General features: G+C 30.1%; 14 protein-coding genes. 3 read left to right on the top strand and 11 right to left on the bottom strand.

Features of this window, described 5'->3' with window-relative positions; translation table 11 throughout:
* Positions 1-155: 155 nt before the first annotated feature.
* The 6 genes from ATE90_RS11425 to ATE90_RS11400 form a co-directional block, all read right to left on the bottom strand.
* Positions 156-809, bottom strand: coding sequence for a response regulator (locus tag ATE90_RS11425; RefSeq protein ID WP_101451432.1), 654 nt, complete (start codon positions 807-809; stop codon positions 156-158).
* Entirely contained in the window at positions 806-3,850 is a 3,045-nt protein-coding gene (locus ATE90_RS11420) for a PAS domain S-box protein (RefSeq protein WP_101451431.1), read from the bottom strand. The genes ATE90_RS11425 and ATE90_RS11420 overlap by 4 nt, the downstream gene beginning before the upstream one ends.
* Positions 3,840-4,934 carry a sensor histidine kinase gene (locus ATE90_RS11415; protein WP_036788588.1) on the bottom strand — a complete coding sequence of 365 codons (1,095 nt, stop codon included), beginning with the start codon at positions 4,932-4,934 and terminating at the stop codon, positions 3,840-3,842. Before ATE90_RS11415 ends, ATE90_RS11420 begins: the two co-directional genes overlap by 11 nt.
* Complete coding sequence (locus ATE90_RS11410) at positions 4,927-6,657, bottom strand: PAS domain-containing sensor histidine kinase (protein WP_254712320.1); 1,731 nt, start codon at positions 6,655-6,657, stop codon at positions 4,927-4,929. The genes ATE90_RS11415 and ATE90_RS11410 overlap by 8 nt, the downstream gene beginning before the upstream one ends.
* A gap of 50 nt (positions 6,658-6,707) precedes the next feature.
* A complete protein-coding gene (locus ATE90_RS11405; protein ID WP_101451429.1) occupies positions 6,708-10,784 on the bottom strand; it encodes a PAS domain S-box protein in 4,077 nt (1,358 codons plus the stop codon).
* A 460-nt stretch (positions 10,785-11,244) separates the two neighbouring features.
* A complete protein-coding gene (locus ATE90_RS11400; RefSeq protein WP_036788591.1) occupies positions 11,245-12,093 on the bottom strand; it encodes an OmpA/MotB family protein in 849 nt (282 codons plus the stop codon).
* 115 nt (positions 12,094-12,208) lie between these two features.
* Between ATE90_RS11400 and ATE90_RS11395 the strand changes: the two genes are divergently transcribed.
* On the top strand, positions 12,209-13,201 hold the full coding sequence (locus tag ATE90_RS11395) for an FAD:protein FMN transferase (RefSeq protein ID WP_101451428.1): 993 nt from the start codon (positions 12,209-12,211) through the stop codon (positions 13,199-13,201).
* A gap of 104 nt (positions 13,202-13,305) precedes the next feature.
* On the opposite strand, the gene ATE90_RS11390 is transcribed toward ATE90_RS11395, so the two are convergent.
* The 4 genes from ATE90_RS11390 to gpmI form a co-directional block, all read right to left on the bottom strand.
* Positions 13,306-14,076: a class I SAM-dependent methyltransferase gene (locus tag ATE90_RS11390; RefSeq protein ID WP_036788597.1), complete on the bottom strand. Its 771-nt coding sequence runs from the start codon at positions 14,074-14,076 to the stop codon at positions 13,306-13,308.
* Positions 14,077-14,130: 54 nt separating this feature from the next.
* Positions 14,131-14,934: a type I methionyl aminopeptidase gene (map, locus tag ATE90_RS11385; RefSeq protein ID WP_036788600.1), complete on the bottom strand. Its 804-nt coding sequence runs from the start codon at positions 14,932-14,934 to the stop codon at positions 14,131-14,133.
* A gap of 62 nt (positions 14,935-14,996) precedes the next feature.
* The gene (locus tag ATE90_RS11380; RefSeq protein ID WP_036788603.1) at positions 14,997-15,617 is read right to left on the bottom strand and encodes a thioredoxin family protein; all 621 of its coding nucleotides are present in this window, start codon (positions 15,615-15,617) and stop codon (positions 14,997-14,999) included.
* Positions 15,617-17,134: a 2,3-bisphosphoglycerate-independent phosphoglycerate mutase gene (gene gpmI / locus ATE90_RS11375; protein WP_036788606.1), complete on the bottom strand. Its 1,518-nt coding sequence runs from the start codon at positions 17,132-17,134 to the stop codon at positions 15,617-15,619. The genes ATE90_RS11380 and gpmI overlap by 1 nt, the downstream gene beginning before the upstream one ends.
* A gap of 292 nt (positions 17,135-17,426) precedes the next feature.
* Between gpmI and ATE90_RS11370 the strand changes: the two genes are divergently transcribed.
* A complete protein-coding gene (locus ATE90_RS11370; protein ID WP_036788609.1) occupies positions 17,427-19,172 on the top strand; it encodes an aromatic amino acid hydroxylase in 1,746 nt (581 codons plus the stop codon).
* Between the two features lie 42 nt (positions 19,173-19,214).
* Positions 19,215-19,487 (top strand): rhodanese-like domain-containing protein, encoded by a 273-nt coding sequence (locus ATE90_RS11365; protein WP_036788727.1) that lies wholly within the window; start codon positions 19,215-19,217, stop codon positions 19,485-19,487.
* Positions 19,488-19,646: 159 nt separating this feature from the next.
* Here the strand turns inward: ATE90_RS11365 and ATE90_RS11360 are convergent, their stop codons facing one another.
* Positions 19,647-23,672, bottom strand: coding sequence for an FG-GAP-like repeat-containing protein (locus tag ATE90_RS11360; protein ID WP_036788612.1), 4,026 nt, complete (start codon positions 23,670-23,672; stop codon positions 19,647-19,649).
* Positions 23,673-23,692 lie beyond the last annotated feature (20 nt).

The following is a 23,692-nucleotide window of genomic DNA, read 5'->3' as shown; positions in this document are numbered from 1 at the left end:
AAATTAATACCCTTTAAGTTGTTTAAATAAATTATTTGAAAGTTATTCTTATTTCAAAAAAAGTTTATTGATTTAAAAGAAATGTATGTAATTTTAATAGAGGTAAAATACCTTATGTATTATTTTCTATTAAACAAAATAGGAAATATTAACTATTAAATTTCTAAGGTAGTTAAACCATTCTGAATCGCATATTTTGTTAATTCAGATATGGTAAATAAATCTACTTTTTTCATAATATTATTTCTATGAACATCAATAGTCTTTGAACTTAAAAACAATATTTCTCCTATTTTTTTTGATGATTTACCTTCTGCAATCAATTGTAAAACTTCTTTTTCTCTAGAACTCAAATATGTTTTTTCTAAAAGTTTTCCTTTTTTAAGTAAAGAAAGAAACTCTTGATTGATGTCTTTTGAGAGGTATTTTTTATTTTGAACTACAGTGGTAATCGCTGTAATTAATTCATCTGAATCTCCATCTTTTAACAAGTACCCATAAGCACCTGCCTTAAACATGCCTTGTATAAATTGTTTTCCAGAATGCATAGAAAGGCCTATAATTTTTATATTTGGATGATTTTTATGTATTTGTTGTGCAGCTTCTATACCATTCATGCCAGGCATTGCTAAGTCTATAACGATAACATCTGGCAATAATTTAGAAGCTACTTTTATAGCTTCTCTGCCATCTGAAGCTTCTCCAATTATATGCATGTTTGATCTTTGTTCAATAATGTTTCTTAAACCATCTCTTAGTAATTTATGGTCGTCTACTAATAGTATTTTAATTTCTTTTATGGTATTCATAGAGATAGGGGTATAAAAAATGTAACAGTTGTTCCTGAATTTATTATTGATGATATAGTAAATTTTCCTTTTATATTTTGAAGACGTTCTCTAATAGTGAACAACCCAAAACCAGATCCTGAGTGGTTATGATAATTGTTTAATACATTCGTGTTAAATCCATTACCATTATCTGTTACAATAATAGTAAGCCCAAGATTGGTTTTATTAAGATCAACAGTAATCAAAGTTGCATTGGCATATTTTATGGTGTTATTTATCACTTCTTGTATGCTTCGATACAATAAAATAGACTTTACATCATCTAATTTAATACTAGCTATATTACTATTAATAGTACATGCAATATTATGCGTAACTTCTACATCTTCAAAGAGCCATTCTAATGCATCTATAATCCCTAATTGATACAATACTGGAGGAGAAAGATCGTACGTAATTTTACGGCTATTTTTTAAAGCTTCAGATATGTTTTTTTCAATAAAGAGTAAATCTTTATCAATTATTTTTAGTTCTGGGTTTCTTTTCAATTCATCAATTCTCATTTTTGAAATTACTAAAGATTGACTTAAGTGATCATGAATGTTAGATGCTATATTTTGTTTTTGTTTTTCTTCTATCAAGGTAATTTCAGTTGTTAATCCCTGAAGTGATGTTTGATATTCTTGAATCTCTTTTTTTGCTAATACCCAACTTGTAATATCTCTAGCGTAAGAAACAAAATGGCTAATTTTATTGTCCTTATAAACTCTTGATAACAAAAATTTTAGCCAAATAAAATGTCCGTTTTTGTGAAGAACTCTGCATTGAAAAGGATCGATATTTGTATCATTTTGCAATCCTTCTTTTAATTCATTTTTTAGTTTTTCAAAATCATCATGATGTAATATACTAAAAATTTTTTTATTTAGAAGCTCTTCTTGCTCATACCCTATTATATATTTCATGGAAGGACTAATGTATTTGAAAGTACCGTCTGGTTCATGCATGCAAATTAAGTCATTAGAATGATCGGTTAGTATGCGATACATCTCTTCTGCTTCTGCAACTTTATTCCTCACTAGTTTTTGTTCTGTAATATCTTGTAGGACACCTCTTCTTCCAACAATTTTATTTTGCTTATTGTACACAGGCTGAACTACAATTCTGGTCCAAACTTCTTCTTTTCTAAGGTTAATAATTTTCAACTCTAAATCAAAAGGAATTCCTTTGGAGTCAAGATTTGAAGTAGCTTTTGCCATTTTTTGTTGAGATTCAAGATCATAAAGCATAGCAATTTCCTTACGAGAAGGTACTGGTTTTTTTGGGTCAAATCCAAAAATTTGGTAAAGATGCTCAGACCATTTAAAAGTATCAGTAGCAATATCATCTTCTAAATAGCCTATTTTGGCCATTTTACTAGCCTCACTCATAGAGTATTCTTTTTTTTCTAAAAGATTTAGAGAGTTTTGAATTTTTAGTTTAGACAGTTCTAATTCAAATTGTGCTTCTTTTGTGTCTGTAATATCCTGAAAAAGCCCTCTCCTGCCAATTATTTCATTTTCATTATTATATACAGGTTGCGCTACATTTCGTATCCAAAGTTCTTCTTTTCTTAGGTTCGTTAATTTTAATTCTAGATCATAAGGTATACCGTTAGAGGTAAGGTTTTGGGTAGCTTGTTCTAACTTTTCTTGAGATTTTTCATCAAAAAGAGCTACAAATTTTTTTCTCGATATTGGATTTTTGCTTGGGTCTGCTGCTATAATATGATACAGATACTGAGACCATGTAACAGAAGCATTTACACTATCATATTCCCAATACCCAATTTTAGCCATTCTACTTGACTCTTTTAAAGAGAATTCTTTTTTTTCTAAAAGATCTAAAGAGGTTTCAATTTTTTGTTTTGCCAACATTCTTTGCGTAATATCTCTAGCAGAGATAACAAAATAGCTAATTTTTTCCTCTTCATAAACGGGAGAAGTTAAAAATTCAAACCATAAATAATGATTTTTTTTATGACGAACTCTGCATGAAAAAGCACCATTAACAGCACCACTACACATGTTTTGTTCTATAGCATTTTTTAGCGCTTTAAGATCATCTCTATGGATTATGCCAAATACTTGTTTGCCTAAAAAATCTGTTTGTTCATATCCTAATAATGTTTTTACAGAAGGACTAACGTATTTAAAAGTGTTGTCTAGTTCGATTAAACAAATTAAATCGTTAGAATTATTAGCCAATAGACGATACATCTCTTCGGCTTTTTCAATTTTATTACTAGTTAATTTTTGCTCTGTAATATCTTGGGAAACACCCCTTCTACCAATAATTTCATTTTTACTATTATATAAGGGTTCTCCTATGTTTCGTATCCAACGTTCTTCGTTTTTTAAATTGGTCAACTTTAATTCAAGGTCAAAAGGAACCTCGCTAGTGTTAAGAGTAATTTCAGCTTCGGTAAGTTTATTTCTTGATTTTTCATCAAAAAAAGCATAAATTACATCAATTTCGGGCACCTCTTTTTCAGGGTCAGTGCCGTAAATTTCATGAATAGTTTCTGACCAAATAAGTGTATCTGTTTGATTAATGTATCTCCAATAGCCAATTTTTGCCATTCTACCGGCTTCTTTTAGAGAGTATTCGTTTTCCTCTACGAGCTCATCTATATTGTCTTGAATTACTTGTTGCTTTTTTAATTTACGTTTTACAACTTTTATTAATTCCTCTGTATTTAAAGGTTTTATTAAATAATCATCTGCGCCCATATTCATACCTTTCCTTAAATCTGGCAATTCAGTTTTGCCGGAAAGAAAAATAAAAGGAATTGCTTCTGTAGTGCTAGATTTTTGAAGTTCTTTTAAAAACTGGTACCCATTTAATTTAGGCATAGAAACATCTGAAATAATTAAATTAGGCAACGTTACTTTTGCTTTTTTTAATCCTTTTGCACCATTTTCTGCACAAATTACTTTAAAACCCTCGAATTCAAGGATTTCACAAATTTCTTCGCGTATGATTTTTGAGTCTTCAACTACTAAAATTTTAGAAATCATCAGTTGTTTTTGGAAGATTTAAATAAAATGTTCTTTCTTTATTAGAAATACTTTCTAAATATACATCTCCATTGTAATAAGAAATAATTTTTTTAACAATGCTTAACCCAATTCCTGCAGATGTTGTAGATTTTATAGTTTCAAACATTTTGAATATTTTTCTATGGTATTTTTCATGAATACTAATACCATTATCTTTAATTGAAAAAATATACTCTTTTTTAGTTGTTTTACAGCCTAATTCAATAACACCATTTTTGTGATCAATATGTTTGATAGCATTTTGTATTAAAACTTCAAATACTTTTTGTAACATATTTTCATCTGCAAATAGTGTAGGTAATTGATTCTTTATTTTAATTGTAATATGTGGTGATTCAGGTATTTCATCTATTACGCGTTGCACTATTGTATGAATGTTAATGTCTTTATTTTTAAAAGAAGTATGTGCTATGTTTTTGTATTGTTCTAGTTGTACCAATAAATTTTCCATTTTTTCTACCTTTTCTTCCATAAGTTGAAGATGATTAGACCCATTAAAATTATCTGTTTCTTTTGCATCTTCTTGAGTCCAGGTTAATAAGTCTGAAACATTTCTTATACATGACTTTAACTCATGTGAAACTAAATGCGCATAATTGTCTAGTTCATTTTCTTGGTTTTTTAGAATATTTGATAACTTCAATGTTTTATCGATAATATTTTGATCTATAAACAATTTCTTTTGAATTTTATTTTCGACGGCACTCATCAAATCATCAATATTTACCGGTTTTGTTAAATAATCTTCGGCTCCAAGATTCATACCAATTCTAATATCCCTTTTTTCGCCTTTTGCAGAAAGAAAAATTAATGGAATACTTTTTGTTTTCTTCTCTTTATGCAGTTTTTCAAACATTTCAAAACCGTTCATTTCTGGCATGAGTATATCAGAAATAATAAGATCTGGCTTTTCTTTTAAAGCCATTTCAAAACCAATTTCTCCGTTTTCAGCCTGAAAAACGGTGTATCCCTCCATTGTTAGAATATCAAAAACTTCTTCTCTAATGGATAATGTATCTTCAACTATTAAAATTTTATGCATAATATGTGTTTGGCTTTTTTGGGATTTTTACAATAAAGGAAGTTCCATTTCCAATATTTCTTTGAACAATTATTTTTCCATCAATAAGATCTACGGCATCTTTTACAATCGATAATCCAAGACCGGATCCTTGAATTAAATCTACGCTTTTTCCTCTAACAAAAGGTTTAAATATATCTGAGAGCTCTGCTTTAGGAATTCCAATACCAAAATCGGTAACTGAAATAATGATATAATTGTCTTCAGAAGAAAATTCAATAGTAACGGTATCTGCCTTCGGAGAAAATTTTACGGCATTACTAAGTAGGTTTATAAAAATATTTCTTCCTAATTTTTCATCAATAAAAATAGTTGCGTTTTTTAATTCTTCGGGATCAATTAATATTAATTTGTGCGAGTTTTTTATAGAATTACTTACTTCATCAACTATTTCAGACATAAATTCCCCTAGATTAATCTCTAATGGGTTGTATATATTTTTACTAGCTTCAGTCTGTCCAACAATTAAAATATCATCTAACAATTTAGTCATATGTAATACTTGATCTTCTATTCTCTTCAGTTTTTGTTTTATTTTACTTGGTTCCATCTTTCTCCAATATTTTTTAATAGAGCCGGCAGCAAAGTTAATAGCAGATAAGGGCGTTCTAAATTCATGAGATGTTGTTGAAATAAATCTTGATTTTAATTTGTTTAATTCTTTTTGTTTTTCTAGAGATTTTTTTAACCTTAAGGTTCTTCGTTTCACTTTTAGCTCTAATTCATTTCTATAACCAACTAATTCTGTAATATTTTGTCCTACAATTAATACGCCTACAATTTTTCCATCTGTATCTATACGTGCATTTGTGTTTAATAAAATCATTACCTGTTCTTTCACTTTGGTAAATAAAGGAACCTCAAAATTGGCTGTTTCTATGCCTTTCAAGGTTTTTTCTAATAATTTTCTAGCAATTTTTTTATACCCTTTAGCGATATAGGTTTCCACAAAATTTTTCCCTAATACTTCTTGTTTTGTATACCCAGTAATTTTTTCAGAAGTTAAATTCCATTCATTAACCAACCCTTTATTATCAATACCAATAATTGGTGTGTTTGCAGTTTTAAAAAACTGTTTCATTTCTTCGTTAACTGACTTAGATACTGATAGTAAAAACAAACGTTCTCGCTGATGTTTTAATTCGTTTATAAAATAAAACGATGCAAAATAAAAGATTAAGAATGGTGCTCCGATATTCATAAGATAAAATAGTATACGTGCAGTTTCTGTAACTTTTATTCCGTTGTTAGAAAAAGTTGGTGAAAAAATGACAGTAATTCCAACAACTAAAAAGAATGCAAGCATCCATATTTTTGCATATTTCTCTTTAAAAAACAGTAATGCAACAAGAGGGCTTAAAAAACACCAACCGATCACAAAACCAGAATTATGAATAGAGCCTAAACTCCACTGAATTAAAGTTGGTACTAATGAAATACAGATTATTTGTGCGTATACTAATAGCTTATAATTCGAGAGAAAGTGCGCAATGAAAATAGCTGGAATAACGATAATTACGAAAATTAAAGGAAGCATTGTTGTTAACCCAAACCCCAAGAACCAGTAATAAATAATACTCCATGCCACTCCACAAAGACTACAACTAACAGCAATGATTAGAATTAAGGATTTAGCAACTCTTATTTCCTTGGTGTCTGAGGCATTGTAGTCGTATTTTAACATAAGTGCTTTCAGTTTTTTTAAATGAAAGTACCGTAATATTTTCTTAATAATCATTTAGAATTTTTTGGAATTTTAACGACAAAAGAGGTTCCTTTGCCAATTTTACTGTTCACAATGATTTTTCCTCCTAAAACATCTACAGCTTCTTTTACAATAGATAATCCTAGACCTGTTCCTTGAATTAAATCTACGTTTTCTCCTCTAATAAAAGGGTTAAATATATTTGAAAGCTCTGCTTTAGGAATTCCAATACCAAAATCGATAACGGATATAACGGTGTAATTTTTCTCTGTTGAAAATTCAACAGTAACGGTATCTGCATCTGGAGAAAATTTTACAGCGTTACTTATTATATTGATAAAAATATTTCTTCCTAATTTTTCATCAATAAAAATAGAGGTGTTTTTTAATTTTTCATCATCAATTAGTAATATTTTATGTCGTTTGTTATGAGAATTACCTACCTCTTCAATTATTTCATAAATAAAGTCTCCAAGATTAAGATGTATAGGGTTGTACATTATTTTACCGGCTTCAGCTTGACCAACAATTAAAATATCATCTAATAATTTTGTCATGTGCATAACTTGATCTTCAATTTTATGAAGTTTTTTTTCTATCACATTAGGTTCCATTTTAGACCAGTATTTTTTAATAGATCCTGCAGCAAAATTTATTGAAGATAAAGGAGTTCTAAATTCATGAGATGCTGTTGAAACAAATTTTGATTTTAATTCCCTTAATTCTTTTTCCTTTTTTAATGCTTCATTTAATTTTAAAGTTCTTTGATTTACTTTTAACTCTAATTGATTACGATAACCAACTAATTCTGTAATATCTTGTCCTACTCCTAATACACCCGTAACGTCTCCATTTGCATTTTTACGTGTACTAGAGTTTAATAAAACCATAACCCGTTCTTTGTTTTTGGTAAATAATGGGAATTCAAAATTTGCTGTTTCTAAACCAACTAACGCATTGTCTAATACTTTTTTTACTGCTTCTTGGTCGTCTGGTCTAATATAGGTTTGTACTAAATCTTTTCCTAATACTTCTTGTTTTGTAAAACCAGTAATTTTTTCTGAAGTCTGATTCCATTCATTAACCAGTCCTTGGCTATCAATACCAAAAATTGGTGCGTTTGCGGTTTCGATAAACTGGCGTAATTCATTCGCAATAGCAGTAACTTTATACCTAGTTGTCACCATTTCTGAGATGTCGTTGGCTATTTTTATTACCTTATAATAATTTCCATTAACATCTTTAACTGGCGTATAAGTTGCGTGAATCCATATAGTAGAACCATCTTTTTTTATACGCTTAAATTCCCCTTTTTGTTTTTTACCATTTGCTAGGTCTTTCCAAAAACGTTCATAACTATCAGAATTTTCATAAGAGGGGTCATAAAATATTTTGTGATGCTTTCCTATGAATTCCTTTTTTGAAGAATATCCAAAATCAGTAACAAAATTATAATTTGCTCTCAAAATAATTCCCTCCATTGTAAATTCAGCTGATGACCAACCTAAATCTACAGCAGATTTCATAGCTCTTGAATCTAATCCAACTTTTAAAACTTTCTTTTCTTGATTAACCTGTTCTGTTATGTCTTGGTTTGTTCCTTTTAAATTAACAATATTACCATTGGCATCTCTAACTGGGTTACAAACAGATCTTAATGTTTTTTCAGGTCTATTAGGAATACAAATTCTAAATTTAATATCAAACGGGATGCCCATTGTACTAACTATTTTAACAGAATTCATAACGAATTCGAAATCATCGGGGTGAATTAAATTAATAATGGTATCATATTTGGGAATATTTTTATTGAAATCGAAACCCCAAATATGATAGCTTTCCTCTGACCATTCCACTTTTTTATTTTTAGGATTTAATAGCCAGCTACCAATTTGTCCTAATTTTTGAGCTTCAAATAATTCGGTTTTAGTTTTTTCTAATTTTAATAAAGACTTTTCTTTTTCTTTTTCTAGCTGTTTTTTTTCGGTAATATCTTTAATTAAACCATAAATAGTATTTTCAGGACTTTTTTCAGCAGACATTAAAGTTAAGTGTCTAATTTCACCAGATGGGCGTTTTATTCTAAACTCAAGAGGAGAAAACATTTCATCAGCGAATAATAACTCAATATTTTGATTAACTTTTTTCAAGTCTTTTCGCAAAATTAGGCTCATAATATTTTGGTGAGAAGGATGAAACGTTTCCTTTGATTGGCCATAAATTTTATACATTTCCTCTGACCATTCCACTTTTTTATTTTTAGGATTTAATAGCCAGCTACCAATTTGTCCTAATTCTTGAGCTTTATTTAATTCGTTTTTAGTTTTTTCTAATTTTAATAAAAAATTTTCTTTTTCTTTTTCTCTCTCTTTTTCTCTGGTAATATCTTTAATTAAACCAAAAGTAATGTCTCCAGATTTTTTTTCAGCAGACATTGAAAGCAAGTGTCTAATTTTACCAGATGGCCGTTTTATTCTAAACTCAAAAGGATAAAATATTTCATCAGTGTATAATAACGCCATATTTTGACGAAATGTTTTCAAGTCTTCTCGCAAAATTACGCTCATAACATTTTTGCAAGAAGGATAAAAAGTTTCCTTTGATTGGCCATAAATTTTATACATTTCTTCAGACCATTCTGCTTCGCCTGTTTTTAAATTCCATTGCCAGTTACCAATACTACTTAATTTTTGAGTCAGATTTTCTACTTTTTTCTTTGCAGTAATGTTCCTTGCAAAACCTAAAACCCCAATAACACTATTATCTTTAGAAATAACTGGTACTTTAGTAGTTTCTAGCAGCTCACCGTGATTGTCATTTGCAAAGATTGCATAATCTTCACTTACATTTGCAACTCCACTAGAAATTGCTTCCTTATCCTTTTCTATGTAGAAGTCTGCAACTTCTTTATCCACAAATTCGTAATCTGTTTTTCCAACAATATCCTGTTCTTTTGCACCAAAAAAATCTTCGAAGCGATTATTTACAAATAAATATCTTCCGTCTTCTGATTTGAGCCAAATTAAATCTGGTATGGTATTCATTAAAGTACGAAGATTTATTTCGCTTTTTTCAATTGTATTTTTTGCGTTACTTAATTTTTTATTCGATATTTTGAGCTCTTGATTTAGTTTACGGTATGCTTTATTTGATGCTTTCAAAGTTTTTTCTGCTTTTCTTTCTGCAGTAATGTCCCTTCCAATACCTAAAACCCCAACAATACTATTATCATTGGAAATAACTGGTACTTTAGTAGTTTCCAATAGCTCAATGTGTTTGTCATTTGCAAAGACTACAGTTTCTTCATTTACAGATGAAATTCCATTATAAATTGCTCTCTTATCATTCATTCTGAACAAGTCTGCAAGTTCTTTATCCACAAAGTCATAATCTGTTTTTCCAACAATATCCTGTTCTTTTGCACCAAAAAAATCTTCGAAGCGATTATTTACAAATAAATATCTTCCGTCTTCTGATTTTAACCAAATTAAATCTGGTATGGTATTCATTAGAGTACGAAGATTGATTTCACTTTTTTCAAGTATTTCTTTAGCAGAGGTTAATTTTTTATTAGAATTATGAAGCTCTTTGTTTAGTTCATGAAACGCTTTATTTGATGCTTTTAATTCTTTTGCACTTCCAAGAAGGGCAATGTTTTGATTTTCAACTTCTTGCTGAGCAATTTTACGTTGATGAATGTCTTTACATACTTTAACAATTTCTATTACTTCTCCTTTAGCATTTTTAAAAGGGTAGATGTATTCTGAAAACCATTTTCTTTCTCCTAACCAATCTAATAAAACTTCTATAGTTACACTTTCGCCAGTTTTATTTACTTTTTTAAATGCAGACATAATTCTTTTGGAAACATCTTTATTGAAAATATCTTCGGGCATTTTACCAACAATTTCTTTAGGTGAAATTGCATAGCATGTTGGGCCATTATAATAAAGGTATTTACCATCAGGTTGGTGTACTGTAATCATATCATCAGATGCTTTTGAAAGCATATTGAAACGGTCGTTACTTTGTAGTATTTCGTTTTCTGATTTTAACTTAATAATTTCTTTTTCTAAATCTTGATATGTTGGCTTTTTATATGACATACATTTAATAATAGACTGTATCTAGTTCTTTTAGTTATTGTAATAAAGGCGACTTTTGTCTTAAATAATTATACTTAAAAATTATTTGTAATAACAGTCTTTAAAGTTAATCTTTTAAATTTAAAGTATGTTATTCCTTGAATTACAAAAAGTTGATTGAATATTTAAGTTATATTTTTAAATAAAAATATAACCAACAAATTAAGTTTTTTCCAAAGACATTCAACTAAGCAAAATGCTTAGTTGAATGTCTTTGGAATTACAGTAACTTTTTTTAAAATAATTTAGATAAGATCAAACTATTTTTAACTATTTAAGTTATTGATAACATAAATTTTATATCCTTAATCGATGAAGATGTTTTTAATATAACGATAACACTTAATAGATGTATGATTATTTTACAAAAAAAAACCAACTCTTTTTGAGTTGGTTTTAAATTGGTTAAAAAGTGCTAAAATTATTTAGAAGCATCTTGCTCTAACAAATCAAAGAATTGATTTAATTTAGGCATGATGATAATTTTTGTTCTTCTATTTTTTGATTTATTTTCAGCAGTATCATTTGGTGCTAAAGGGATATATTGACTTCTACCAGCAGCAATTAATCTTTCTGGTTTTACACCATATTTGTATTGCAGAATTCTAGTAATAGAAGTTGCTCTTAAAGCAGATAAATCCCAATTGTCTTGTAGGATATTTCTTTTAATAGGAGTAGAGTCCGTATGTCCTTCTATCATCACTTCCATCTTAGGTTGATTGTTAATTACTTTAGCAATTTTTTCTAAAACAGTGTAAGCCTTGTCTGTTACATTATAGCTTCCGCTTTTAAATAATAATTTGTCAGAAATAGAGATAAATACAACAGTCTTTTCAACATTTACTTCAATATCCTTATCCTGTATGCCGTCTGTTAAATTTTTAGTTAAATGAAATTTAATAGCAAGATTTAAAGAATCTTTTTTAGTCATCGCTTCTCTAACACCATTTATATATTTATCTTTTTCACTTAATTGAGAAATTACATTCTTAATATTATCAGAAGAAGATTGTGTTAAAACTGTTAAATTTTCAACTTGCTTTAAAGCAGTCTTTTTATCTTCTTTTAAGTATTTAACTTGCTCTGCAAGAGCAAATACTTTAGAAGATTCTTTCTCATTTTTAATTAAACACTTTTGTAAATTAGCTTTTACATCTACCAATTCTGTTTTTGTTTGATCGTGTTTTGATTGTAAATTAACAAATTCTTTTTTTGAAACACAAGAACTTATAATTACAGCCGTTACTAATAATATTACTATTTTTTTCATTGTATACAAATTAAATTGAGTAGACAAATTTAACAAATAGAATACATAAAAAGTATGATTAACAAGATTTTGTGAAAAATTTATGTACTATTTTTGTAAAAAAAAACTTCAATTCATGAAACTCCAGAATATTATTACTTTTATTACAGTTTTGGTAATGTTATTGGCCTGCACTCAGGAAAAGAAGAATAGAGATTACACTTTAGAAGGCCCTATTTTTGGTACATCGTATAAAATCAAATATTATAATACGAATATTAACTTTCAAAAATCTTTAGATAGTTTGTTTTTATTGGTGAATACATCTACATCCACTTATAGTTCTGAATCGGATATTTCTAAAATAAATAATGGAGATTCAACAATTATTGTAGATGCAATCTTTTCTGAAGTATTTGAAAAATCGAAGAGAATTTATAAAGAAACTGATGGCTTTTTTGATCCAACTGTAGGGAACTTAGTAAATGCTTATGGTTTTGGACCTAAAAATGAGAAAAAAGACCTTACAGATGCAGAAATAAAAGAGCAAATGAAGTTTGTAGGTCTAGAGAAAATAACTTTAAAAAATAGTAAAGTTTTAAAGGAAGATCCAAAGGTATATCTAGATTTTAATTCAATAGCCAAAGGTTTTGCCATTGATGTTATTGCTCGTTTTTTTGATCAAAAAAAAATAGAAAATTATTTAATTGAAATAGGTGGAGAAATACGAGCAAAAGGTTTTAAAAAAAATAATAAACCTTGGCTAATTAGAATAGTTAATCCTGTAAATTCTTATGATAATAATGGGTTTAAAACTATTAATCTCTCAAATAAGGCCATGGCTACTTCAGGTAATTATAGAAAATTTAGAATTTCTAGTGAAGGAAAAAAATATGTGCACACTATAAATCCAAAGACGGGCTATGCAACAGAAAGTAATTTGTTAAGTGCCTCGGTAATATCGAATAAAGATTGTGCAGATTTAGATGCCTATGCTACAGCATTTATGGCAATGGGTTTAGAAAAAACTAAAGAGTTTTTAATTAAAAATCCAAGTATAAAAGTAATATTATTATTTTCTTCTAAAAGCGGTATTATTGAAGAATATGCAACATATAATTACAATTAGGGATTTATTTTACTGTAGTAATTTCTTTTCTATATGATGTTGATGAGAGATTAATACACACACAATTTCGAATTTTAAATTACAGTTTTGTTTACAATAATCAATTACTCTTTATAGCATACAGGAAGAATTTCATTTTTCATTAAGCAAAATCGTTCTAGTTTTTCTGTAGTAATTTTTTTTGTGTAATCAATTTCATCCACTTTAAAACCTACTGAGCGCAGTTTGTTAAAATAATCTTTACCATAAACTCGCACATGATCATATTGACCAAATATTTCAGTACGTTCTTTTTTGTCGATAATTGAATTATCTTCAAAAGTTTTCTCTCTTGACATATCTTGCGGAATTTGAAAAATTCCAAAACCGCCTTTTTTCATGACCCTAAACAATTCTTGCATGGCCTTTTTATCATCTGTAATGTGTTCTAAAACATGATTGCAAAAAACGACATCAAAGGAATTATCTTTAAATGGTAAATCACAAATATCGGCTTTTACATCAGCGATTGGAGACTCTAAATCAGAGGTTGTATACGTTAAATTTTGTTGTTTTTTAAAAATGTCTAGAAAACATTGTTCAGGTGCAATATGTAAAACTTTTAGCTTAGTTTTTGAGGTAAAAAAGGTGGTGTCATTTTTTAAAAAAAGCCACATTAACCGATGTCTTTCTAATGATAAGGTAGATGGGGAGAGAGCGTTTTTACGCTGTTTACCATAGCCATAGGGTAAAAATTTACGAAAACTTTTTTCATCTATAGGATCTGTATATGTATTACCTTTTAACCAAAAAGCAATTAGTGGTCTAACGGTATAACTAACTTTTATTAGCCAAGGTCTTGGTATTGTGTTTAATATGGATTTGAATATTTTCATAGCTGTACACTAAATTTTCAAAGAGTTATTCCGCTGAGAATTTCTGTGTTTTATCTAGCTTCGAAATTCGTTCTCTACATCAGTTACAATTCCTAAAGCTTCATTTACATATTTAAAGGTTGATAGTAATTCTGGCTTACCATTAACAATAGCAACATCATGCTCAAAATGAGCAGACGGTTTGTTGTCTAAAGTTGTAATTGTCCATCCGTCAGAATGCTGCCTTATTTTATGAGTTCCCAAATTTGTCATGGGTTCAATGGCAACAACCATTCCCTCAGCAAATTTCTTTCCTCTTCCTCTTTTTCCGTAATTTGGCATTTCTGGATCTTCATGCATTTCGCGCCCCAAACCATGACCTACGAGTTCTCGAACAACACCATAACCATGCTTTTCAGTAAAATTTTGAATAGCAAAACCCACATCACCAACTCTATTACCAGCCTTAAATTCTCTGATGCCAACGTACAAACTTTCTTTAGTAACGTCTAGTAATTTTTTGATTTCATCGTCAATTTCACCAATAGCAAAAGTGTAGGCGTGGTCTCCATAAAAGCCATTTTTTAAAGCGCCACAATCTATAGAAATAATATCACCTTCTTGTAAAGGATTTTTATTCGGTATTCCATGCACAACTTGTGAGTTAGGACTCATACAAAGTGTATTTGGGAAATCGTATAAGCCTAAAAAACCAGGAATCGCTCCTTGTTCTCGAATAAAATCTTCAGCAAGTTTGTCTAAAAATAAAGTAGAAACACCCGGTTTTACCTCTTTTGCAAGCATCCCTAATGTTTTGGAAACTACTAAGGCACTTTCGCGCATAATTTCTATTTCTTCTATGGTTTTAATTTTAATCATTTTAAAAAATTGAACCGCAAAGTTACTATATTTATTAGGATTTATTATTTAATAAAGTATCACTACTTGCTTTTATCGTAAGAGTGTTTATAAGGTTGCCTTGAAACAATCTTTAAAATATCTTTTTCTATAGTTTCCCTCGGATACTCTACATAACGTCCAACTTCTTTACCTTCTTTATAAAAAATAAAAGTTGGTACTCTTATAATATTAAATCCTTCTTGAAGATTATTTGGTGTTTTTTTACTTCTATTTACAGTGATTAATTCAAAATTATTTTCATCAAAATCAGTTTGCTCTAAAATTTTATAAAAACGAGGAGTTTCTCTTTTGCTATCTCCACACCAAGTGCCCATAAAACCTATTATTGTATAGCCTTTTAAGGCATTTGTTAATTCGTTAATGGTTTTTTCATCCGGTGTGTACTCAAAGAATCTGCTGTTAAACCATTCTTTAAAAGAGGCATCTTGAAATGATTCTTTATTTGCAATGCCAATTAGATAACCATTTTTATCTTTTTTTGCTGTTATTTCTCTGGCAATTTTTTGAATCGGTTCTTTCTTTTCAACTAATTTTTTTTCTACTTTCTTACTTTCTTTGGATTGCGTTTCTATGATTTTTTTATTTGAACTACAGGCAAAAATAAAGGTGGTCAAGAAAATAAGTATACTATTTTTTGTCATTATAAGAGGGATTTTTGAGTCATTTCTTTTGGTTGTTCAACACCCATTAATTCTAAAATTGTTGGAGCTATATCACCCAAGATACCGCTTTTTATTGATTTGATTTCTTCATCAATTAAAATAAAAGGAACAGGATTTGTGGTGTGTGCAGTATGTGGTGAACCGTCAGGATTCATCATGGTTTCACAGTTACCATGATCGGCAATTAATAAAATTGAATAGCCATTTGCTAAGCCTGTTTCTATGACTGCTTTTGCACATTCATCTACAGCTTCACAAGCTTTAATTGCTGCTTCCATAATTCCGGTATGGCCAACCATATCTCCATTTGCAAAGTTTAAACAAACAAAATCTGCTTCGCCTTTTTCTAAATCTTCACAAAGTGCATCTTTCAATTCATAAGCAGACATTTCTGGTTTTAAATCATACGTGGCAACTTTTGGAGAGTTTCTTAAAATTCGAGATTCACCTTCAAAGGGTGCTTCTTGACCTCCAGAAAAGAAGAAAGTCACATGCGGATATTTTTCTGTTTCTGCAATTCTTATTTGTTTTTTGCCTGCCACAGATAAAACTTCACCTAACGTGTTTTTAATATTATCAGTATTATAAATAACATTAATTCCTTTAAAAGAGGCATCATATAAAGTCATTGTCGTGTAATACAAATTTAACTTCCTCATTCCAAATTCAGGAAAATCATTTTGAGATAAAGCATTTGTTAATTCTCTCCCTCTATCGGTTCTATAATTGAAGAAAATAATGGCATCACCTTCTTTTATTTGTGCTTTTGGAGATCCATCTTCATTGGTAAGAATAATCGGTTTATGAAATTCATCGGTTAAACCTTTTTCATAATTTTTGTTGATTGTCCCTAAAATATCTCTAGTTTTTAGACCGACAGCATTTACAATTCCATCATAGGCCGTTTTAACACGGTCCCATCTATTATCTCTATCCATTGCGTAATAACGTCCAGTAACAGTTGCTAATTCGCCAGTACTTTCTTTCATGTATTCTTGCACTTCGTTGATGAAATAGGTGCCAGATTTTGGATCACAATCTCTACCATCTGTAAATGCATGCAAAAATATATTCTCAACTTCATTTTCTTTTGCAACGTCTAAAATTCCTTTTAAATGGTCAATGTGTGCGTGGATTCCTCCATTAGAAACTAATCCTAATAAATGAACATTTTTATTATTTTCTTTAGCATATTTAAAAGTATCAATTAATACTTTTTCTTGCCCTAATGTCTTTTCTTTTACAGCTTTGTTTATTCTAGCTAAATTTTGATAAACAATTCTTCCAGCACCAAGGTTCATGTGTCCAACTTCAGAATTCCCCATTTGCCCTTCAGGCAAACCAACATGTTCTCCATCGGTTCTTAATTCAGCATTAGGGTATTTATTATATAAACCGTTTATAAAAGGTGTTTTAGCATTGTAAATAGCGGATACTTTTGGGTCTTGCGTAATACCCCATCCATCCAAAATCATTAGTATAATTTTCTTGTTCATTGTCTTAATTTAATCAGTAAAAATAAGAAAGATTTTAATGGTTTTATGAAATTTTCACGAAACCGATAACTTAAATTATTAGAATAATTGAATTCGTAAATCTGCCATCATTTTTTATCTGTTTCTATTTATTCCCCTTTTGAAGTTTTTATTTATATTTTTAATATTTCAAAATTTATTTTAGTGTTTTCAATATCAATTTATAACTTCTTATCTTACTTTTAACAAGAAAAAAGGAGTGCGCTTATTACAAAATTCGTAATTTTACGGGGTAAATTTTATGAAATATTGAATGAAAGCACATTTTGAAATGAACGAAGTAACTAAAAAGTTACCTAAACACTTGCATAAGTTTGTGGTTAAACAACCTTATGATGAATATACTGCTCAAAATCAGGCTGTTTGGAGATATGTTATGAGGATGAATATTGCTTATCTCAGTAAAGTTGCTCATAAATCTTATTTAACGGGACTTGAAAAAACGGGAATTTCTATTGAAAATATTCCTCGTATGGAGGGAATGAATAGAATTTTAAAAGGAATTGGTTGGGCGGCAGTCTCTGTAGATGGTTTTATTCCTCCAAATGCTTTTATGGAGTTTCAAGCATATAATGTTTTAGTTATTGCTTCAGATATGCGAACAATTAATCATATTGAATATACGCCTGCACCAGATATTATTCATGAAGCAGCAGGTCATGCACCTATCATTTCAAATCCAGAATATTCAGAATATTTAAGACGTTTTGGAGAAATAGGAAGTAAAGCAATCTCATCCTCTAAAGATTATGAAATGTATGAAGCTATTCGGCTTTTGTCCATTTTAAAAGAAGACCCAAATTCACTGCAAAATGAAATTGATGATGCTCAAGAAAAAGTTGAGTGGTTGCAAAATAATATGGGTGAATTGTCAGAAATGGCACAAATTAGAAATTTACATTGGTGGACTGTAGAATATGGTTTAATAGGTACTTTAGAAAATCCCAAGATTTATGGTGCAGGATTATTGTCTTCTATTGGAGAGAGTGATTGGTGTATGAAGAAGGAGGTTAAAAAACTTTCTTATTCAATTGAAGCAGCAAACCTCAATTTTGATATTACAAAACCGCAACCTCAATTATTTGTAACCCCAGATTTTGCCTATTTAAGTTTAGTTTTAAATGAATTCGCCAATACAATGGCTTTAAGAACTGGAGGTTTAAAAGGTATTCAAAAGTTGATGCATTCAAAAAATTTAGGAACAATAGAATTAACAACTGGAATTCAAATTTCTGGAGTTTTTACAAAAGTAATTAAACATAAAAACAACAAAGTTGCCTATTTTCAAACAACAGGGGAAACCGCATTGGCCAACAGAGATAAAGAATTAATTGGTCATGGAATTACAAGCCATCCAGGAGGTTTTGGAAGTCCGGTTGGCAAATTAAAAGGAATTAATTTACCAATTGAAAATATGAGCCCTAGAGATTTAAAGGCTTACGGAATCTATGAGGGTGAAGTGATGACTTTAGAGTTTGAAAGTGGAGTTATTGTGAAAGGAAAAGCAATTACTGGAACAAGAGATTTAAGAGGTCGAATTTTAATCATCTCTTTAGATGAATGCACAGTAACTTATAAAGGTGAAATTCTATTTCAACCAGAATGGGGAATTTACGATATGGCAATAGGTAAAGAAGTTATTTCTGCCTATGCTGGTGCTGCTGACGTAGATTCATTTAAAGATAATAGTAGAGTTTCTGAGGTTAAAACTCATAAAATTAATTACACAGAATCTGAAAAAGAATTATACTCTTTATACGACCAAGTAAAAAAAATGCGCGAAACAGGTTCTGCGTCAGAAGAAAAAATAACAGAAATATTTAATCAGTTAAAAACAAATTTTTCTCAAGATTGGTTATTGAATATAGAAATCTATGAACTAGCTTTGCAAAACAATTACAAATTAAAATCTTTAATCTTAGAAAGATTAGAGGAGTTAAAATGTAACAAAAGCTACACAAAACTAATTGAAAATGGATTAGTTTTGTGTAAAAATTAATAATAGAGCATGGGTTTATTTAACTTATTTAAAAGAAAAAATATGGGTCAAGAAATTAAAGAATATTTAGAAAAAGGAGCAGTCGTTTTAGACGTAAGAACAAAAGCAGAATGGGATGAAGGGCATGTAGAAGGTTCAAAACATATTGTTTTAACAATAATTCCTTTAGAAATTGAGCAAATAAAATCTTGGAATAAACCTGTGATTGCTGTTTGTAGAAGTGGTGCTAGAAGTGGTCAAGCAGCCCAGTTTTTAGCGCAAAACGGAATTGATGTTATTAATGGAGGCCCTTGGCAAAATGTTGCTAACATTTAGAACGATAAAAATCTAAAGTATTAAAATACAATAACTAAATTTTCTAAAAACTGGTATACAGAAATATCATTTAGTCAGAAAAAATCTCTTTGTAGCCTTGGAGATAAAATATTTTTTAGGACAAGGCAGATGAATTTGTAGAGATTTTTAAAACCAGAATTATTCTTTTATTATGAAAGTACTAGTATTATTAATTTTTAAAAGATAAACACCAGAAGTTAAAGATGCTGGTAGTTTTATTCGAGTTTCTTTTTTATGATCATTAAAGATTTTTTGAAAAGAAGATATTTCTCTTCCAGTAATATCGAATAGTTTAAAAGTATCTTCAAAATTAGTATTAGTTACATATAATTCTCTGTTTTTTACTGGATTTGGGAATACGCTGTTTACAACCGAATATTTAGAAGTATGAGCCGTTTTTCCTTCAAAATAAGCTACTGCGAAATTAAATGCATCTATGCCTAATTTTTGACCAATTTTTCTACCTGGAATATCATCAGCAGGAGGATGAATACCACCCCAAATCCTAGATAAACTGCATTGATCTGAAGCATCTCTATAAGTAGCCCATTGCAAAGTAACATCTTGAGAAGGTCCTTCTTCAAAAACTAAAAACTCATTTTTCTTAGCAATAAATTCACCTAGACCACCAGGAAAATATTCATCACCAGTGATTAATGTTAAAACTTCTGCAGCTGCTCGTGAAAATGTGGAATGCCCCGATACGAAACCAGCAAATGGTGGAGTCACAAATGAAGGACGTTGATAAGGCCACCAGTTTTCCGCTAATATCCAACCAACACCAGCTTGATCTGTTTCTACATTTTGAATATTATCATGTCCTTTCCATGTATATACTTTTATTTTTCCTAAATGCTGCGAGCTATTGCCAACCAGTGGATCATTTTCTTTTACGATCTCTATATAATTGTCTATTAATTTAATTCCTTCTGGATGAAAGTTTGGCGCTGCAGGATCTGAACTTTGTCCTTTGTCGGTCATATATCGAATTGCAGAAATTGGACGAATGTAATCGTACCAGCCTTTTATACTCCAAGCAGAAATTGCAGCATCGTGCATCGCTCCGCCAAGTATAAAATAAGATTTTACATCCCATTCAAGAGCCTCAAGTACTTCTCCATCACCTTCAAATTTTTTGGTTGTTAAAGGATTGTCATTTACATAATTAAGAATCGAGAACCAATGCCCTGGTGGTGTTTCAGAATCTGGGCCATCTGCCCAAAACTCTGCTAGTACTCTGGTATAATCTCCTCTTGGAACAAGTTGCGTTTCATAACTTGTATTTGTTTTTGGGTTTATTGGCCTACCTTCACTCATATCTCCACCTTCAAACAGCTTGTAAAAATCTGAGTAATTTCGGAAGTCATCTGGAAAAGATGTACTAGAAATATTACCAATAGATTTTGGAGAGATGTCCCAAATAACACCATCATTAGCATCTAGGTGAGACCCCCAAATGGATACTAAAGAAAATCCCCATTTATAGGCATCACTTGATGAAGCATTATTCACTGCATGAATATATGGAGGGTCTGAAGGATCATTATAAACTAAAAAATTATTACTATCTCTTTGATATGTTACAACATCATCATTTGTAAGCGCAAAAGGAGAAACATTGCCCCATTCTGGGTTTAAAAATTGAGCAGCACCGCCATCTATGAGGTTACCGCTTTGGTCTATAAAAGAACTAAGACTTAGAGGTTGCCACCTATTCGGATCTTGAATTGAACTATTTCCTGAAAAAATTGGTAATAAAGGATCATTGAAGGGCGTATAATATGCATTATCATAATTTGTTTGTTCTCTCGAACCATCAATTTTGCCATATTTAATAATTTCATCAGCAATATAATTTCCAAGTGCGGCAGCATTTCCAGAGGTATAATCTAATGAAGTATAATTTATATCAAATCCTAATTGATTCATAATTAAGTCGAATCTTATTTTTGAGGAATCGAATCCAGGAGAGTTTTTAAAACGTTGGCTAAGCAAACGATATGCAGCATAGCTTATTGTTTTTTTTATTGATATTTCAATACTTTCTTTAGGTACAAATTCCAAAAGTTCACTACTGAAGTTATGCACATCATTACCAATTAAATAAGGCTTTGCCATTTCATTATATATTGCCCATGTATCATACAAGGCAACACTAATATGAAAAAGATTTCTAGCATGCACGGTGGGTCTGGCGAAATCATTTCTAATAGCTTGTAAAAGCACTTCATTCCAAATTCTAGCAATAGATTTGTCTAATGATATCGCATTAATATTTAATTGGACTTCTAAATTTACGGGAGCACTTGCACAATTTGGGGTAACTTCTTTAACCGAAATGATGCCTTTTTCTTCAACTCCCCATTTTACTTTAACGGCATTAGTTCCTTGTCCTTCTATAATTTCTCCACCAATTATCGACCATGCTGAAGTTGAATTCGTCGGCAAAGGATAGGTGTAAATTTCTTCTTTTAAAAACCCTGAATTTGTATTTCCAGTAATTTCTGCTATTTGTAAATATTCGCATGAACCATCATCTATGTAAGCTCTAGGGTTGTACGTGCATGAGTTAGGGTCTGTACATCCAGAAACCTTAATACTGGGCTCAATATCTAAAACCTTATATCCGTTGCCTTCTGTAGCTTTAATAGTCGTGTTCGTATTTATATTTTGATAGGTTTCTATTAATCCTGATGGCCAATGAATAGATAATTCTAAAACCTCAGAATCATTATTTAATCCAAAATGAACAGGTGCTAAACTTTGATTTAAAAACCCAACACCATTGTAATATCTTTTTATAGTTCTATTCGAAGTAGTTAAGGTTAAGGTTGCACCAATGGCATCTCTATTTGAATTTGTACCTTGTAATTTAACTTTAAACCATTTTAGATTATTCGTTTCGTTAAAATTGAGCGTTTTGTTTTCATAAAAATAAGAAGATCTATCACTGTTTGTAACAAAAAGATCTAAATCACCATCGTTGTCAAAATCAAAAGGTTGCGCACTAACACTTGTTGTTAAATCTTTTAAATTTATATCTTCCGAGATATCAACAAAAGTTTCCTGACCTTCGTTTAATAAGTTTTTATAATACGCATTAAATTCTTCATCTGTAAACGCAAAATCGTATCCATTTACTACAAATAAATCTTCATCACCATCCAGATCGAAATCTGCAAGTTTAGCATCCCAAGACCATCCGACATCTTTTACATTTTTTTCTGAGGCGACATCTGTAAAAGTATTATCTCCATTACTTTTAAGTAAAAAGTTTTCATTAATATTAGTTACGTATAAATCAAAATGGCCATCCCCATTATAATCTCCAATTGCAATACCCATGTCATTACCATTATTTTGAACTTTATAAGTAGTGGCGTCATCAATTAGATTATTAGAGTTTTGATTTATAAGTAGCGGATTGGAGTTAAATAAATCATTGGTAATATACAAATCCATCAAGCCATCTTTGTTAAAATCAAACGGAAAAGCTTGGTAATAATATGCATTACCAGTTACTTGTATTTTATTCGAAACGTCAACAAAAGTTCCATCTTTATTGTTTTCATAAAGTTGCGCACTCTCGCAGTCCCCCCATGTAGTTATATAAAGATCTAAATAACTGTCATTATTGTAGTCAAACCAAGTAGCACTTGGGGTAATGCAGTTATTAAACCCTTGAATTCCCGCACTGTCGGTTACATCTTCAAATGTACCATCTCTTTTATTTAAGTATAGTTGAATTTTTAATGAATATGTTAATATGATATCGGGAAAACCGTCGTTATTAAAATCGCCCCAAGAAGCACCATATTTAAATCCATCTAATGCACTGTTGTCTAAAGTAACTTCTTCCGATGTTAATATGCCTAAAAGTCCGGATTCTTTGGTAACATCTTCAAAGGTTCCATCGTTGTTATTTCTGAATAGTTTACTGTGTGTTTTTTCAATTCCTGCTTTATCAATACTTTTTGCTACTACAAAAATGTCTAAATCGTTATCATTATCATAATCGGCAACAGATGCCCCATTATTTTCTTCAAGGATTCCTAATCCTGCTACTTTTTCAATACGATTAAAGGTTTGTGCTGAGATAAGATTATTGAAAAGAAGAGAAAAAAATAAACAAATGAAAGAGTGGGATAAAACTTTTCTAGACATTTTATTTTTTTTGTGTAAAG

This window comes from Polaribacter sp. Hel1_33_96 (assembly GCF_002846595.1).
In the GTDB taxonomy this organism is placed as follows: domain Bacteria; phylum Bacteroidota; class Bacteroidia; order Flavobacteriales; family Flavobacteriaceae; genus Polaribacter.
This window is presented reverse-complemented; position numbering and strand designations above follow the sequence as displayed.